Source organism: Psychrobacter arcticus 273-4 (genome assembly GCF_000012305.1).
Taxonomy (GTDB): Bacteria; Pseudomonadota; Gammaproteobacteria; order Pseudomonadales; family Moraxellaceae; genus Psychrobacter; species Psychrobacter arcticus.
The window spans coordinates 311862-329229 of record NC_007204.1; the positions used below are offsets into that span (position 1 = coordinate 311862).

At 41.4% G+C, this 17368-nt stretch carries 15 protein-coding genes; 9 read left to right on the forward strand and 6 right to left on the reverse strand.

What is annotated here, in order from left to right; all coding sequences use genetic code 11:
• The first annotated feature begins 881 nt into the window (after nt 1–881).
• Together PSYC_RS01335 and PSYC_RS01340 are read left to right on the forward strand one after the other, a co-directional pair.
• The gene (locus PSYC_RS01335) at nt 882–1898 is read left to right on the forward strand and encodes an RluA family pseudouridine synthase (protein ID WP_011279565.1); all 1017 of its coding nucleotides are present in this window, start codon (nt 882–884) and stop codon (nt 1896–1898) included.
• Nucleotides 1899–2038: 140 nt separating this feature from the next.
• The gene (locus tag PSYC_RS01340) at nt 2039–2746 is read left to right on the forward strand and encodes an HAD family hydrolase (protein WP_011279566.1); all 708 of its coding nucleotides are present in this window, start codon (nt 2039–2041) and stop codon (nt 2744–2746) included.
• Between the two features lie 89 nt (nt 2747–2835).
• On the opposite strand, the gene yihA is transcribed toward PSYC_RS01340, so the two are convergent.
• Nucleotides 2836–3621, reverse strand: a complete 786-nt coding sequence (yihA, locus tag PSYC_RS01345) for a ribosome biogenesis GTP-binding protein YihA/YsxC (RefSeq protein ID WP_148201639.1) — start codon at nt 3619–3621, stop codon at nt 2836–2838.
• A gap of 367 nt (nt 3622–3988) precedes the next feature.
• On the opposite strand from yihA, the gene PSYC_RS01350 reads away from it, so the two are divergent.
• The 4 genes from PSYC_RS01350 (at nt 3989) to PSYC_RS01365 (ending at nt 7141) form a co-directional block, all read left to right on the forward strand.
• Nucleotides 3989–4366, forward strand: a complete 378-nt coding sequence (locus PSYC_RS01350) for a c-type cytochrome (protein ID WP_406621526.1) — start codon at nt 3989–3991, stop codon at nt 4364–4366.
• Between the two features lie 342 nt (nt 4367–4708).
• Nucleotides 4709–5377: a c-type cytochrome gene (locus PSYC_RS01355; RefSeq protein ID WP_011279569.1), complete on the forward strand. Its 669-nt coding sequence runs from the start codon at nt 4709–4711 to the stop codon at nt 5375–5377.
• Between the two features lie 229 nt (nt 5378–5606).
• Nucleotides 5607–6749: a hypothetical protein gene (locus PSYC_RS01360; RefSeq protein WP_011279570.1), complete on the forward strand. Its 1143-nt coding sequence runs from the start codon at nt 5607–5609 to the stop codon at nt 6747–6749.
• Entirely contained in the window at nt 6737–7141 is a 405-nt protein-coding gene (locus PSYC_RS01365) for an RnfH family protein (protein WP_011279571.1), read from the forward strand. The genes PSYC_RS01360 and PSYC_RS01365 overlap by 13 nt, the downstream gene beginning before the upstream one ends.
• A gap of 25 nt (nt 7142–7166) precedes the next feature.
• On the opposite strand, the gene PSYC_RS01370 is transcribed toward PSYC_RS01365, so the two are convergent.
• On the reverse strand, nt 7167–7583 hold the full coding sequence (locus PSYC_RS01370) for an outer membrane protein assembly factor BamE (RefSeq protein ID WP_011279572.1): 417 nt from the start codon (nt 7581–7583) through the stop codon (nt 7167–7169).
• Between the two features lie 323 nt (nt 7584–7906).
• On the opposite strand from PSYC_RS01370, the gene fur reads away from it, so the two are divergent.
• Nucleotides 7907–8341 (forward strand): ferric iron uptake transcriptional regulator, encoded by a 435-nt coding sequence (gene fur / locus PSYC_RS01375; RefSeq protein ID WP_011279573.1) that lies wholly within the window; start codon nt 7907–7909, stop codon nt 8339–8341.
• Between the two features lie 190 nt (nt 8342–8531).
• Here fur and PSYC_RS01380 read toward each other — a convergent pair whose 3' ends face one another.
• Both PSYC_RS01380 and PSYC_RS01385 read right to left on the reverse strand, forming a co-directional pair.
• Entirely contained in the window at nt 8532–9653 is a 1122-nt protein-coding gene (locus tag PSYC_RS01380; RefSeq protein ID WP_011279574.1) for a PilT/PilU family type 4a pilus ATPase, read from the reverse strand.
• A gap of 175 nt (nt 9654–9828) precedes the next feature.
• Nucleotides 9829–10881: a type IV pilus twitching motility protein PilT gene (locus tag PSYC_RS01385; RefSeq protein WP_011279575.1), complete on the reverse strand. Its 1053-nt coding sequence runs from the start codon at nt 10879–10881 to the stop codon at nt 9829–9831.
• A gap of 315 nt (nt 10882–11196) precedes the next feature.
• On the opposite strand from PSYC_RS01385, the gene PSYC_RS01390 reads away from it, so the two are divergent.
• Nucleotides 11197–11952: a YggS family pyridoxal phosphate-dependent enzyme gene (locus tag PSYC_RS01390; RefSeq protein ID WP_011279576.1), complete on the forward strand. Its 756-nt coding sequence runs from the start codon at nt 11197–11199 to the stop codon at nt 11950–11952.
• A 248-nt stretch (nt 11953–12200) separates the two neighbouring features.
• Here PSYC_RS01390 and PSYC_RS01395 read toward each other — a convergent pair whose 3' ends face one another.
• Both PSYC_RS01395 and PSYC_RS01400 read right to left on the reverse strand, forming a co-directional pair.
• A complete protein-coding gene (locus tag PSYC_RS01395) occupies nt 12201–13475 on the reverse strand; it encodes a hemolysin family protein (protein WP_011279577.1) in 1275 nt (424 codons plus the stop codon).
• A gap of 244 nt (nt 13476–13719) precedes the next feature.
• Nucleotides 13720–15423 (reverse strand): NAD+ synthase, encoded by a 1704-nt coding sequence (locus PSYC_RS01400; RefSeq protein WP_011279578.1) that lies wholly within the window; start codon nt 15421–15423, stop codon nt 13720–13722.
• A gap of 780 nt (nt 15424–16203) precedes the next feature.
• On the opposite strand from PSYC_RS01400, the gene PSYC_RS01405 reads away from it, so the two are divergent.
• Nucleotides 16204–17343 (forward strand): AI-2E family transporter, encoded by a 1140-nt coding sequence (locus tag PSYC_RS01405; RefSeq protein WP_011279579.1) that lies wholly within the window; start codon nt 16204–16206, stop codon nt 17341–17343.
• Nucleotides 17344–17368: the final 25 nt, after the last annotated feature.

Here is a 17368-nt window from a genome sequence, read left to right on the forward strand (position 1 = left end):
CGCATGGTTACTGATATATAAAAGCATTCCTGATACCAAAAAAGCATCGTGCTGTCACAGTTAATCAATCAAGGTCTAGCAATCATATCGCTGTCGACTATATAAAATAGCAATGTATAAATTACAGTCCAGCGGTTATCCATTTAGGTCAAGCAATTGGTCATTCTTTATTTATCGTTCTTTTGTATATAACGTTAATAATATCTTGGGTGTCTTAAAGCGAGTTCTTGCTGCGTTAGTCATCAGCGGGGCGTACTTGGCAAACAGAATAAATGACCGGCTTATCGGCACGGTGTCTCATATTTATCCTACTTATCGTCCTCTGTTTGACCGCCAATACTCAGGCAGTTATCGAGATACATAGTGTTGATTCTCGATTGCGCTCTTAACGACCCATACTTGCTCAACTGCACGCGGCTAAAGGACTGTTAGACGATAAATCATCACATCAAGTCATTATTATGCGGGTAGTGAGTAGAGGGTATATGGTTATCACTTAATAAAGGGGCTTTTGCCACATTCATCAAGCAATGCTATCTATTGTCACAATATTCTGGAAGAAATGCTTTGTAAGAATAAATAGTTTTTACTAAAAAATAATTTTGTACTGATAAATATCAGTCATCTTCTTACAATTCGTTGGGTATTATAAGGCATATCTATGCTCATAACACCCTTAAAATTAGATGAAACACCGAGTTTGCACAGGATATCTAGCTTAATCAGTCTTGCTTAAAAGTAATCAGCAAGCAGTAAAATCGCGATATGCTACCAAAAACAACAATGAATTATTGTTTCAGCCTCTGCTTAATTGGCGCTCAACATGCTAAACTATAGCAAATCTTTGTGTAAATACCTAACTAAAAATGACGAACTCAAAAATGACAAAAGACGAACCTATCCACGAAGCGCCAGCTATCTTTAATAGCAAAACGCGTCCACAAAGTGCTGACGATGAGATTAGCAACTTCGGCAAGGTCAATTACCTTGAAGTCACGCGTCATCAGCATGACCAGCGCTTGGATAACTTTTTGCTTAATCGCCTAAAAGGTTTGCCAAAACCGCATATCTATAAAATGATTCGCTCAGATGAGATACGAGTCAATAATAAGCGCTGCAAAGCTCATGACAGAGTGCAGCGTGAAGACGTGGTACGTATTGCACCAGTGGTACTTGCCACTCGCGAAAAACCTATCATCAGCACCGAATTTGCCAAAAGCTTATTGGCACGTGTGGTCTACGAAGATGAAGGCTTGATAGTGCTCAATAAACCATCAGGTATTGCGGTTCATGGCGGTAGTGGTCTTGATTTTGGCGTTATTGAAGCCATGCGTGAAGTCACAGGCAAGAAGTATCTAGAGCTTGTGCACCGTATCGATAAAGACACTTCAGGGCTTTTGATGATCTCTAAAAAACGCTCTGCGCTTAAAGTATTGCAGCAGCATCTGGTCGACAAAACCATTCAAAAGCATTATTTATGTATTGCAAAAGGTCAGCCTGCGCTTAACGAGCAACGTATCGATGCGCCATTACTGCGTTACACGCTTGCAAGCGGTGAGCGCCGCGTTAAAGTAGATGCCCAAGATCCGCAAACCAAAGAGAGTCAGACTGATATCGTCGTTCATGGTCGTTTCACGATTGCTGAGCAGCCAGTCAGTTTGATTGAGGCCAAGCCGCTCACTGGACGTACCCATCAAATCCGTGTGCATTTGGCACATATTGGTCATGCTATTTTAGGGGATAACAAATACCATGTGCATGACAAATCTGGCGTTCATCGTCTGTGCTTACATGCGTGGCGCTTAGATATTCCAGGTTATGATACCATCACTGCGCCTTTACCAGACGAGATGCTCGATTGGATGCCAGAAGAGATTAAGAGTCAGCTGCCTAAATAAGCGGCTGCTTAAACAAGCTTTATATTAGATGCCGTCTAGATTAAGCATCAATCACAAACGTCACGCTGGCTTATGAATAATAAGTCGCCGTGACGTTTTGTTATCTGCCATTGATTATCATTATTTGTGAAGGTCTATTTATGAGCCAACTCGCTACAACGAAAGTCCCTGCTAAGACCTGCCAATTAGCTGACCAACACCATTTAGCAGATAAAACATTAATCATATTTGATTGGGATGGCACCTTGATGGACTCTATTGGCTTGATTGTTGAGTCTATGCATATAGCTGGCAAGGCACATGGTTTTACAACGACCGATAAAGCGGTAAAAGATATTATCGGGTTAAGTTTAATGAAGGGTATTGAGCTTTTATATCCGCAGGCGAGCGCTGAGCAAAAGCTGCTCATTCAGCAAAGTTATGCGGATTATTATATTGCTAACAGCCAGCGTACACCGTTTTTTGCGCCGATAGAAAATATGCTACAAACCTTGCAGCAGCAAAATCGTAGGCTTGCGGTCGCCACAGGCAAAAAACGTAAGGGTTTAGATCGTGTCTTGGATGCCTCTGATAGCCATCATTATTTTGTTATGACGCGCTGTGCTGATGAAGCAGGCTCCAAACCTGACCCTCAAATGCTGACGGATATTTTGCAATGTACCGAGCAGCAAGTCTCTGATGCCGTATTTATCGGTGATAGCATTTATGATATTCAGATGGCAAACAGTCTGGGCATGACCAGTATTGCAGTTAATTATGGTACCGCTAGCAGCGACGAACTTGCCGCACAGCAGCCCACTTATCAGGTCGACACGCCACAAGCATTGGCTGAGCTATTATGTGCTTAAATAAAATCCTTTTAAGTGATAAAAAGTGATAATAAAAAAGGGCTTATCGATAATAACGATAAGCCCTTTTTTATTGAAGACTATGAGAGCTATTTACTTTCTTTTTGAGCACTATCTTTTAGGTTTTTGTCTTTTTGGACCGCATCCTTTTCGATTGCGTCTTCTAGCTCAGAGCCTTCTAGTAATGCGAAAGAAGATTCAATAATTTTGTTTGCTTCGAGCTGATACTCATACCAGTTGCCCATAACGCCTGCTAATTCATCAAGACCTTCTTTTCTTAATGCTGAAAATAGCTGAATACTACAGTTCAAACCCAGTTGCTTCAGTCTTTTACGGGTATTAAGTAGAGCATTTTTAGAGGCACCATATTTCAGCTTATCTGCTTTGGTTAATAAGATATGAACTGGCAGCTCACCATCTTTTGCCCAACGTAGCATTTGCTCATCAAAAAATTTCAATGGATGACGGATATCAGTCATCAGCACCAGACCTGCAAGGCTTGAGCGTGACACCAAATACTCTTCTAGCTCAACCTGCCATTCTTTTTTCATCTCAAGCGGCACGGCTGCATAGCCATAACCTGGCAAATCCACCAAACGCCTATCGGCATCACCAACATTAAAAAAGTTAATCATCTGCGTACGACCAGGCGTTTTAGATGAGCGTGCCAATTGGCGCTGGTTGGTAAGCGCATTGATGGCAGAAGACTTGCCAGCGTTTGAGCGACCAGCAAATGCCACTTCTAACCCTATATCTGCAGGACAAAGGCGAAAGGTCGGCGCTGACATCATAAATTCAGTTTGCTGAATGCGTTGACGGGCTTTGGTATTAAAATCCGCATGTTGCGCGGCGACATCATTGAACGGGGTACTCATAAATGACTCATTACGGTTAAAATTTAGATACTTAAAATTTAGATACAATAGTAAAAAATTTGCATTTGCTCGGTCAATAGCACAGCCTCTTTGGCTACTAATAACCAACAACCAATCTTTCATAAAATAAGGGTTTTAAATTATTGACTATTCTATACTATTAATGCGCTTAGTTATTGAAATAACGACTATTAGCCGCATATTAATTACATTAGAGGCGTAAAATAAAGCAGCATTAAGCTATTGTTTAGGTCTTTATCAAGCAGTATTAATAAAGTTAAACGATATTCATATATATAAATTTGACATATATTGTTACAATATCCATGAGAATCGGTTCAATCATAGACGTTAAAGGACAGAAGCAATGAAGAAAATGTCTGGACGAATGAGCCAATGGAGGTATCTGATGTTATCAATGACCATGATTTTTGCCAAAAGCAATCGCTTTTTAGTCAGTAGTGTTAGCGCAGTTATCATTAGTGCGGCAATGATAACTGGTGCAGAGGCGGCTAATATTGCAACGACCTATAATGAGTCCTGCGCTGCCTGTCACGACAGCGGTGCCTTGAATGCGATTAAAAAAGGCGATAGTGTTAAATGGCAGCAGCTGATAAAACAAAAAGGCATGTCCGCACTTATTAGTTCGGTTAAAAATGGTATGATTCAGATGCCGGCGGGTGGATTGTGCGAAGCGTGTAGCAATGATGATTATCGCAAGCTGATTGAGTATATGAGCAAATAAGTCGTTATTTATCTATTAAATTTTTATTGGGTATCTGCTAAAACACATAAATAAGGCGCAGGGGTCTAGAACCTTTTGCGCTTTTTGTCCTTTATAACACAGGGACTGAGTCAGTGAATAGAAAAACTACCCAATGCTACGATTAAGTAGGCAAATAGTAAAAAGTCTTGCTATAATAATCCAAAATAAACCCTGATATTAGTAAGTGCTTTCGGGCTGCTTGTGAAAAAGACGATAGAATATACGACTTAGCGACTGAATAATGGCTCTGTGAATATAACGCGTCTAAATAATGCAACCACTCTAAACAATGCTTACATCGAGTTAGTAGGATTTGTATCAATGAAAAAGTTAATCGCTGCCGCCAGCTTATGTGTTGCAAGTTTCAGCGTACAAGCTGCTATCACTGTTCCTGAATATGATCTTAATGCCGGCAAACAAATCGCAGAAACCGTTTGCGCCGCTTGTCATGGTGTTGATGGTGTGAGCCCTGTGCCAGCCCAGCCAAATCTTGGTGGTCAAAACGTCAAATATTTATATAAGCAGTTGGTCAATTTTAAAGCAGGCTACCGCAAAAACGGTATCATGCAGTCGCAAGTGGCCAATTTATCTCAGCAAGATTTAGCCAACGTAGCAGGTTATTACTCAAGCCAAAAACCTTGGGGCGTGGCCTTTGGTAATCCTGCAACCACTCAAGAAGCGACCAAGTTGTTTTTAGGCGGTGATAAGTCGCGCGGTGTCATCGGTTGTGCAGGCTGTCATGGTCCAGACGCAGCGGGTAACGTATGGGCAGCATTTCCACGTTTAGGTGGACAGCATGCTGAATATATCGCCACTCAACTAAAACTTTTCCGTGCCGCTGGTCGTGTAGATGATATCGATAGTGACGATCAAAAGCGTGTCAATGATGGCGCAAAAGAAGGTGAGATGGGCATGATGCAGACCGTTGCTTCTAAATTGTCTGATCGCGATATTCGTATCTTGTCAGATTATGTGAGTGCCATTCACTAATCTCAGATAAAGTTGATTTACCTTATTCATAATTTTCGATAAGAGCGTCGCTTGTATTTATTTTAACTAAGTTATTAAACCCCGATTTCGGGGTTTTTTTATAACTGTCAGTCCTTATATAATTGCATATCTCTATCCTATATAAATGGTCTGTTAATAGATTAATAGCTATTTATACTTAATTAGTATGACTCAATGTTATTCACCTTAAATCGCTTGGATTTAAATTATGATGATTCGCTATGCTTCTTATTTCATTGCAGCGCTGCTACCATTATTACTCTTTCGCTGGTTTGCACCGGCGTCAATCGGTGAGATTGATTTCTGGTTATTGTGGTTATTAGCCATGGTACTGGTCTCGCTACCGGTCATTTATGCTGAGATTGCACTGGCTTATCGTAGCGCTGAGGCACCTTTGGCTGGTATGCAAAAGCTCACTCGAGAAGCAGATGCCAGTGCCTTATGGCGTGGCTTTGGTTGGCTTGCAGCGCTCGTATCTATAATTATTGCTGCTCTTGTGATATCAGGTGCGAGCACTGGCATATTGACTGCGCTCACAGAATTAAATAGCGCACCTGAAGTACCCAGCTTTGCGATTGCTGCAGGTTTGATGGTTATTGCTGCACTGTTGAGTTTACTGGGTGTGAGCCCTTTACCGATTGGCTTGGGCTTAATGTTAATTGGTTTGATATTTGGAGTCGCCAACGGCTTGCCAAATATTACCTTTGCGATGACCAATATCAGCTTAGGAGAATGGGCACGAGCAGTTGCACTCGCCTTAGTCAGTGTTGGCGCAGGTACAGGCTTATATTGGTTTGGTCAAAACCGTATAACTAAGCAAGCGGTAACGGCGGTGGGCGTAGACAATCATCATGCGCAAAATCCCTCTCGCCCGCAGGCGTCAAGCGAATATCGCGCAACCAAGCTTGTGCTACCGATTTGGATATTACAGTTATTGGTCGGGGTAGTGGCTTTATTTATCAGTGGTATGACGCTACCGCCAATCGGACAGCTACTGTATTGGGCAGGGGTGATTTTTGTCGCCAGTTACTTAATACATTATAGTACACAGCAGCTCGCGCATAGGTTTGGTCTGCTGCTAAGTTTGGCAATAACATCCATCATAGCATTGCTATTGGTCGTTGCCATACCGACTGTTTGGCTAGTCGGCATACTGGTCATTATCAGCAGTATTGCCGTATTATTGTTGTCAGTTTTTGCAGGGTGGCAGATGAAAATCAGTCATTTACGTAAGTCTTTAAATTTTGGTAACGAAGCCTTTTATAATTTATGGCGTGTGGCGATACGTTTAATTGTGCCAGTGGCATTGTTATTAGCCTTGATAGGTTGGATGATACAGTGGTTAAGCTAATAGTTGATGAGGGTCAAGTTAATAGCCTGAATACTGTTCAGCAAGACAATGTTCAACAAGACAATGTTCCACAAGCTATTATGATAACGGTATACTTAGCCTATGCGGAAGACGTACAGTGTCAGCATTATCTAACCTTGTCAGTCGCTGATGGCACAACTTTGTATGAAGCATTAAAGCAAGCTGGTTGGTTAATGCAGTTTGAAGGATTGGCGAGGTGGTGTGATGAGGTAGTTGATGTGGCAGTGCCAACAGCCAAACGTTGGCATGTCGGCGTCTATGCGCAAAAGCAGCCACTCAGCTATCAGTTGCAGCCTCTTGATCGAATAGAGGTATATAGAAGCTTAAGCGCTGATCCTATGTCTCAGCGCAAAAGTAAATCTCGAGTTTAATATTTAAAGCTCGCTATCGAAGTGATTATTTAGGAAGGCTCTCTAAGCCTTGAATGCCAGTCACTATGCCATTATTATCAAAGTAAACCTTTAGATGCTGACTGGCATTTTTGACGTCAGCGATACCTTTGCGGCGAGCTTCAGTCCCTGCTTGATAGTCATAAATATAGTCCCAACGGTTCGGCTCTAGGGTATCTCTAATTGCTGGGCTACCAAGAATATAAAGCACCTGATTTTGATTCATACCCACTTGTAATTTTTGTGCTTGGGTTTGAGTAATAGGCGTCCCTTGTGGCAAATCAATTTTATACACACTTAACAATGAGCAGCCAGACATAGTAACAGCGACACCCAATATGCTGGTAATGACAATCTTGCGTAATGCACTTGCAGAATGAAACGGACGTAAATTTAGGGTCTTTATCATGGTAAGATGACTCATAAAAAATGGGTTAGGTACGGCTAAGGGCAGTAGATACTGGTCTTACCGACAATCTTGGATAAATGATACGTCATTTACTTGCAATTGCCTACCACTTACGACATTATTTACCGAACGCTTTCTTGCGTCATTTATTATTTATATTTTAAATTCATAGGCTTATGGTCATTTTTTTAGAAAAAATGTGCTAGAAATACATTTGATAGTGACTGATTTTGTATGAGTATGATTTTTTACAATGACCCATTCATCACTACTGATGATTATTCACCTTATGTTTTTTGAACTTATTTGCTAAGACTTTCATAGTCAGAAGGGATATTATGGCTTCTTTTACCAACCAAGATTTACGTAGAGCGGGATTAAAAGTAACGTTACCGCGTATCAAAATTCTAGAGCTGCTTGAGAGTGCAGAGCTGCACCATATGAGCGCGGAAGAGGTTTATAAAGCACTGATTGAGCAAGGCGAAGATGTGGGTTTAGCGACCGTTTATCGCGTGCTAACTCAGTTTGAGCAGGCAGGCATTGTCGAGCGTCACAACTTTGAAAACAATTTATCAGTGTTTGAGATTACCCAAGAAGAGCATCACGACCATTTAGTTTGTGATAATTGCGGTAAGATTGTCGAATTTCATAATAAAGTGATTGAAGAAGAGCAGCTTAAAGTAGCGGCGGAGCATGGCTTTAAGCTATCGGGTCACTCTCTAGTACTATATGGTATCTGTAATGACCAAGCATGTAAGGACAGCGTAAAGTAAGCATCAAAATATCGCTGAGAAAAAATCGTCATCAAAAAGCCCTCATCATTCATCTGTAAGGGCTTTTTTGTGGCGATTTTTCTAGATATATAGTTGAAATACTTTAAAGTTGCACCAGTAGTACGTGTTGTATCGATATTACTTTTCACCGACTATATAAAACATAATAACTGCGGTTAAAAATACATCATTAGGTAATGTCTAACGATAAACTATCTGCGCCTTCATCTAAGTTTGCCACGCCATTTTTGCTGCTGAGTTTGATTTTTAAGCGCAAATCATTGGGAGAATCAGCATGAAGAATAGCTTCTTTATAAGTAATTTCACCATTTTCATATAAATCAAACAAAGCTTGGTCAAAGGTTTGCATACCGCTATCACGTGAGCGTGTCATGACATCTTTGATCTCATGCACATCACCTTTACGGATATGATCGCTAATCAGCTGTGAGTTTAACAATATTTCAATAGCGGCGCGGCGTCCCTTGCCATCAGGCGTTGGAATCAATTTCTGCGCGATAATGGCCTGCAAGTTAAGCGACAAATCCATAAACAATTGATTATGGCGACTGGCCTCAAAAAAGTGAATAATACGGTCGATTGCTTGGTTAGCATTATTGGCGTGCAAGGTTGCAAATACCAAATGCCCCGTTTCAGCATATTGAATCGCGTAACTCATGACTTCGAGATTACGAATCTCACCAATCAAAATAACGTCAGGTGCTTGGCGCAAGGTATTTTTTAGACCGGTTTCAAAAGAGTGGGTGTCGATACCGACTTCGCGCTGGGTAATAATACAGCCGCGATGTTTATGGACAAACTCGATAGGGTCTTCTATGGTAATAATATGACCATGAGAATTTTGATTACGATGTCCTATCATGGCTGCAAGCGTGGTTGATTTACCAGTACCGGTTGCGCCAACTAATAAAACCAAACCGTGATTTTTCATTGCCAGCTCTTTTAGCGCTGGCGGCAGACGTAGCTCTTCGACAGTAGGGATTTTGTTTTCGATTTTCCTTAAAATCATCCCTGCCATGTCGCGCTGTATAAAAGCACTAACCCGAAAACGTGCTTGTTGCGCCTGATCAGTAATCGCAAACTGACACTCATGGGTCTCATCAAATTCTTTTTGCTGATTGACTGTCATGACACCTTTAACCAGCCTCATGGTTTGCTCAGCGGTCAAAGGTATTTTACCAACAGGCAGTATTTTCCCATTGATTTTCATAGAAGGTGCGACATCGGCAGTGATAAAAAGGTCGGAGCCATTTTTATTAATCATCAATTGTAAAAGTTTATCAATGTCCATAACGTACCTATATTTGCAAGAAAATGTGCAAGAAAATGTGCAATAAATAGAGTGAAACCTGCTTCAATAAACTTTTAAAAATCGTGAAAAATGAAAATTAATGTAAAGGGAGATTATCCAGAAATTTATAATCGTCACTAAGTTTTCCTGAAACGAATCGCCGATATTATTCCTATTATAAAAAGGCTTCAGGCTGCTTAGCATAAGGTCGTGCAACGTCTTTGCTAATGGTGCCTCTCGCTACAAGATTTTTAAGGGCTTGATCGAGAGTAATCATGCCATCACCAGCACCCGTTTGGATAGCAGAATACATTTGAGCAATTTTGTTTTCACGTATCAAGTTACGAATAGCGGGCGTACCCAGCATAATCTCATGCGCGGCAACTCGCCCGCCTGTTTGACGACGTAAAAGCGTTTGCGAGACCACTGCTTGTAGTGACTCTGATAGCATTGCTCGAATCATGTCTTTTTCAGCAGCAGGGAATACGTCGATCACACGGTCAATGGTTTTGGCAGCGGAACTGGTGTGTAAAGTTCCAAAGACTAAGTGTCCGGTTTCAGCGGCAGTGAGCGCTAAGCGTATGGTCTCAAGGTCACGTAGCTCACCAACTAGAATAATATCAGGATCTTCACGTAAAGCTGAGCGCAATGCCGGTTCGAAACCTAAGGTGTCGCGGTGTACTTCACGCTGGTTAATTAAGCTCTTTTTTGACTCATGAACAAATTCAATCGGGTCTTCAATGGTCAAGATATGCTCTTTACGGGTTTCATTGATATAATCAATCATGGCCGCCAGTGTGGTCGACTTACCTGAGCCGGTTGGACCAGTGACCAATACCACGCCACGCTTAAAGTCTGAGACACGCTTAAAAACTTCTCCCATACCTAGATCTTCCATGGTCAGAATTTTGGATGGAATCGTACGAAAGACAGCGCCTGCACCGCGATTTTGATTAAATGCGTTTACCCGAAAACGGGCCAAATCTGGAATCTCAAAAGAAAAATCCGTCTCAAAAAATTCTTCAAAGTCGGCACGTTGTCTATCATTCATGATGTCATAAATGAGTTGATGCACCACTTTATGACTCATCTCTGGCATATTAATCCGAGTCATCTCGCCATCGACTCGAATCATCGCAGGCATACCGGCTGAAATATGTAAATCTGAAGCCTTAAGCTTGACGGCAAAACGCAGCAAGTCTTCAATTCTTAAATTTTGTTCAGCCATAATCGAATATTCCTATCAATGAATAAGGTGTGCCAAAAGCAACATAGAAAGCAGGCGATAAGCAAGATTTTATGACATTGTTTAAGCTAACCTCATTAAGGTGGGTTAGGCTTCACTATAATTCTTACTATTGCTAGAGCTTTTAGTGGCACATATTAAACCATGTAACAATATCATAACAAGACTGTGCTGAATTAACCATCTACTAACTGAATAAAATGCAAAAATAGCCTGACGGGTTTTTCAAATAGCAATAACGCATCGCTATAATCACCTCTCTTTTATTTCTAACTCATTACATCAATAAGAGTTTTTATGAATATGTCTTCTCAGCAAGCACACAAGCATGTCGCAACCAACCTTACCAATAATGAAGTAGGGGTTCAAAATCTGACTGAGAACTGGCAGCAGGTAAAGGCACAAGTAGCACAAGCATGCGAACAAGCGTTGCGGGCGCCGAGTAGTGTGACTTTGCTTGCGGTGTCCAAAACCAAATCTGCTGAGATGGTGGCGACATTGGCGCGTCAAGGACAGTATGATTTTGGCGAAAACTATCTACAAGAAGCGATTGAAAAAATACAGTTGCTACATGAGCAAGTAGAATGCGAACATATTGTTTGGCACTATATTGGTAGTATTCAGCGTAACAAAACACGCGATATTGCCGAGCATTTTGATTGGGTGCAAACGCTTGAGCGTGACATTATTGCCAAGCGTCTTAACAACCAACGTCCAGATGGGATGCTGCCGCTAAATGTCCTGATTCAGATTAATATCGATAATGAAGACACTAAGTCGGGCTGTCTGCCAGAGCAGCTTCCAGAATTAATAATAGACATTAAAAATTATAAGCGTTTGCAATTGCGCGGGTTGATGATTATTCCTGCTAAAGCAAACACCAATGCTTTTAAGCGAACCAAACAATTATTTGACGACATTAAGCGTACCCATCCAGAGCTAAGTCAATGGGATACGCTGAGCATGGGTATGAGTGATGATATGACCGATGCGATTGCTAATGGCTCGACCATGGTGCGTGTTGGTACTGCGATATTTGGTGCGCGTGCTTGATTTATAGTCGGTGAAAAGTAATATCGATACAATACAATACAATACAATACAATACAATACAATACGTACTACTGGTGCAAATTTTTCTTGCTTGCTGTGCCTACGCAGACAGAGGCTGCAAAAAATTTACACCAGCAATACGGTAGCGACTTTAAAGTATTTCAACTATAGTGAGTAAGCTTGGGAATAAAAATTGTCATGAAGCCAATACTGACAGTACCCATAAATTACATCGTGTATTAAGTGAATTAAATGACATCTTCAAATTTTGTCACCAGTAGTTGAGTAATTTTGAGGTTATCGGTCGCAATAATCTCAAAACGATAATTGGCATATTCGACACAGTCTGTCTTTTTAGGGATTTTACGCAGCATATACATCATAAAACCGCTGATGGTTTCGTAATTTTGGCTATGCGGTAAATTGACCATGCCCAATGAGCGAATGACATCTTCAATGGGCGTCATGCCATCAATTAACCAAGAGTTGTCGGTGCGCTGGACAATCGGTTGCTCTTCTAAGGTGACCAGCTCGCCCATCACGATGCTCATCACATCTTTGAGCGTGATAACACCAACGACCAATGCATACTCATTCACAATGACGGCAAAATCTGCACCCGTTGATTTAAACGTTTCCAGTACTTCGAACAACGATAAGGTATCGGGAATAAACAAGGCCGGTTTTAGCAACGCTTTGTCGGTTAAACAAACTTCTTGTTGTTCAAGTACTGAGGCTAAAAAGCTGCGTGATTCTACATAACCGATGATATGCTCTAAATCATCGTCGTTACAGACCAAGAATTTATTATGCGGCTGCTTAATCATCACAGCAACCACTTGTTCGGTGCTGGCTTTGGTATCAAAATAAACAATATGCTCACGTGGATTCATGACTGAAGTCACGGTACGCTCTTGCATCTCAAAGATATTTTCGATGAGATGATGCTCTTGATGCTTAATGACGCCAGCTTCCGCACCAGCATCCATCACCGCATAAATATCCTCTGAGGTCATTTCATCTTGGCGTACAGTTGACACACCTATGAGTTTAAACAGTAAGTTTGCCGCCCCATCAAATACCCAAATAATAGGCTTAAAGATAAAAATAAAGAAAATCATCGGTCGCACCATTTTGACCGCGATAGGTTCAGCGTTGGACATTGCCAAACGCTTGGGCATCAAGTCTGCAAACAACACAAACATACTGGTGACCAATATAAATGACACCACGGACGCTGCCGTCTCATTACCAAATAGACGTTGTAAATAAGGACTGACAGCGGATTCACCAATGACCCCTGCTAAGATGGCGACCGCATTGAGTGCCACTTGTACCACGGTAATAAAGCTGCCGGGTTGCTCTTGCATGTTGAGCACATCCAGCGCCCGTACTTCGCCTTCCTTGGCCATGACTTGTAACTTGATTTTACGGGCGGAGGCGAGCGCCAACTCCGAACTGGAAACGATAGCGCTTAGCGCAATTAATATAAAAATAAACACACCAGCGGTTAGCAAGCTCATGACATACTCGGATAAAAATAGGTAAGGTAGATAGATTGAAAATAATAGTTGGAAGGTTTTAAGGTAAAAGGAATTGTATCATTAGCATTTATTTATGCACAAAAACTAAAAAAGCTGGGCAAGCACCCAGCTAATTATAAAACAGTTTTATGATATTGGATAAAAACTTAAATTTATCAAACCTTTAAAAGAGTGATCTAAAAGGTTGTTGATGAATTTAGTATCAAGGCTTAGGTATCAAGGCTTAGCTTTTTATTGACCATTTATTAACGAGTGGATAACGGCGCTCACGACCAAAGGCTTTATGGCTAATCTTAGTGCCAATTGGTGCCTGTGAGCGCTTGTACTCACTATTATCGACCATTTGGATCACCTTAGCGACCAAATCAGCATCAAAGCCCTTATCTACAATATCTTGATAGCCCATATCTTCATCAATATATGACATTAAGATACCGTCTAGAACATCATAATCAGGCAAACTGTCTTGGTCTTTTTGATCGGGACGTAGCTCAGCGGATGGCGGACGAGTAATGACGCGTTCAGGGATAACCGGTGTATCTTCTAAACGGTTGCGATAGCTGGCCAGTTTATAAACTTGTGACTTATACACGTCTTTTAAGACGTCAAAGCCGCCAGCCATATCACCGTATAAGGTTGAGTAGCCAACTGCCAATTCTGATTTATTCCCTGTGGTGATGACCAAATGCCCAAATTTATTAGACAATGCCATTAGTACGACACCGCGTGCACGTGCTTGAATGTTTTCTTCGGTGGTATCGGCTGGCGACTTGTTGAATAGTGGCGCAAGGGTATGACGGATACCTTCGACCGCATCAAAAATAGGACAAACCGTATAAGAAACATTGAGACGGCGTGCTTGGGCTTGGGCGTCCTCTAAGCTGATTTGTGAGGTATATTCATAAGGCATCATGACCGCATAAACTTTATCAGCGCCCAATGCGTCAACAGCGATACATAGTGTCAATGCTGAATCAATGCCGCCTGATAAGCCAACGATGATGCCAGTAAACCCTGAAAGATTGACATAATCACGCAAGCCGACGACCAATGCTTGGTACATCTCTGATTCACGGCTTAATGACAAAGGTGCTTTTGCTTGTATATCAAATTTTGCTGTTTTTACATCAAAGCTTGCCAGCAGTAACTGATTCATAAAGCGTGAGGCTTCATGTGCGACGCTGCCGTCTGCTTGAATGGCCATAGAGCCGCCGTCAAATACCAAATCATCTTGACCACCAACGGCATTGAGATAAACAATAGGTAAGTTGTTTTCACGGCTACGCTTGGTCAGCATGGTTTTGCGGGCATCTTGTTTTTCAATCTCAAATGGTGAAGCGTTTAAGCTCACAATAAGATCAGCGCCTTGCTTTTTGAGCTCAGCAATAGGACCTTTTCCCCATAAATCTTCACAGATAAGCAAACCAATGGTGATGCCTTTATAATCAAATAAGACTTGATTGCGTCCTTTATCAAAGTAACGGCGCTCGTCAAAGACGCCGTAGTTTGGCAAGATTTGCTTGTGATAAAAGCCTTTTTGATGACCGTTATGCAAGATAGCGGCTGAGTTAAAGGTGCCATGATGATCAACATGCGGATAGCCAACAATCATTACGATATCATCGATGTCGCTTAGAGTAGATAGCGCGCTTTTGATACGTCCTGAAAGACTAGGACGTAGCAACAAATCTTGCGGCGGATAGCCCAATAAGGCCAGCTCTGGAAAAATAATGACATCAGCACCTTGCTCACGTGCTTGCAGTGCTAGGGTGCGCATTTTTTCAGCATTGGCTTTGATATCGCCAACTAAGAAGTGTGATTGGGCTAGGGCAAACGTAACGCTATCTTGCGATTTTGAAGCTTGATGGCCCTTATTAGAAGATGTAAGGTTGGGGTTGTCAGTGTCTTTTGCGGTGTCTTTTGACATTGTTATTGTTCCTATCAATAGGTTGTTTAAATTTGTTAGATGTCTCTTGGTTTCAAATAAAACCAAATTAAAATATGTTTCCGAAATCCACTCAAAATATGTATTTTCAATTATTTACTCAAAATAAGGTGCTTAATATAGTGCATCAGTATCATGAGCATCAAACATGTATAGGCATGAATGTCATGCAAATCTACCATCTCGATTTATGCAGCACTGCTCTAAACATAATGCTAAATATCGTCTAGAGTAAGATAACAGGCGCGAAGTTGTTTTAAAAACGCTAGAGGCTTATCTTGATAAAAGTAAATAAAGCCAAACCAACAGAGCGCCATTTGAAAGCGTAAATGAATACCTTTAGTATAACATCAATTGATGCTACTAATAGAACCAGCCAGTGATTTAGCCCTCTAGATGGCAGATATAAAAGTGCATAAAAAGCGCATATTCCCTATGTTTTTGTTAAGATAATTCTGCTCTATAGGTTTTGGCAATCAACATCAATGACGATACAGGCACTATTAAATTTACTATCAAGAAAGTTGTAAGTAAAGGTTACAACATAGCCTTATTTATTTGAGTGATCTTGTTGCATAATATGTTTTTTCTATTAGCTTGCTTAAGCCTATAAAAGCAGATATTTTATCTAAATCTGTACTGCCCAAAACCTTCGCTAATGGATGAAAATTACAAACATAACCTGTGATTTAGACAACCCATTTATAAACTTTATAGTAGAACCGTATTAGGTTTCTGCTGGTCACCCTTGGTTTGTACCCTATGATTGAAAACTGGACAAAAGAATTTATTATTCAGCGCTTGCTGGCAATTACTTTATTGGTCGTGCTCTTTGTGCTATGTTTTCAAGTGGTACGGTTTTTTATTGTGCCGGCACTGTGGGGAGCAATTTTGGCGTATGTGACCTTTCCTATTTATAACTTTTTTCATCAAAGGGTCAGATTTAGCTCAAATTTTAGTGCAACGATTATGACCGTCAGTATTACTTTGATGATAGGCGTGCCATTGGTAGCCGGTATTTTTATCTTACAGCAAGAAGCGTTAAGCCTGATCAGTAATTTGGTCTATCGTATTAAAGCGGGCTATCTGGACGTGCCTGACTCTGTCAAAGACTTGCCGGTGATAGGGCAGCAGGTCAAAGATGTGCTTTGGAGAGTCAATAAAAACCCTGCAGGGACGCTAGAGACTTTTCGTCTTTGGGTACAGTCGCATCTGTATTACGGCAAAATTGCCTTTGACGTCGTGTTCAGTAGTCTTGCCAAACTTGGTATGGCGCTTATGACGTTGTTTTTCTTTTATCGTGACGGCACAAGCTTGGTTCGCCAAATTCGCCAAGCGCTGCGTAATATCATCGGCAATCGTATCGATGGTTATATTGATTCTGTCGGTACCACCACGCGTGCAGTAGTTTACGGTATTGGGCTGACAGCCTTAGCGCAGGCGCTATTGGCGGGTATCGGCTATTATTTTGCCAGTGCACCAAGTCCTATTTTGATGACGATATTGACGTTTATCATTGCTTTAATCCCGTTTGGTACACCATTCGTTTGGGGCAGCATATCGCTTTTTCTGCTCAGTCAAGGGCATACGGTTGAAGGTATCGGCTTGGCACTGTGGGGCATCTTAGTGATTAGCTGGGTTGATAACCTTATTCGTCCTATCGTCATTAGTGGCGCGACCAAAATTCCTTTCATTATCATCTTTATTGGGGTGTTAGGCGGCCTGACTGCTTTTGGTTTTGTCGGTTTATTCATCGGTCCTGTGGTGTTGGCAATCGGACTGGCAGTATGGCGTGAATGGATCTCGCAGCATAAGAATGAGCTATTTGCTCAGCAAGAAGAGTTGGCTCAAGGTAAAAACCTGATTAAAGTGAATGAGCCAAGCCAAGACACACCTTTATAAGCGCATTTATAGTAAAGCAATTGCT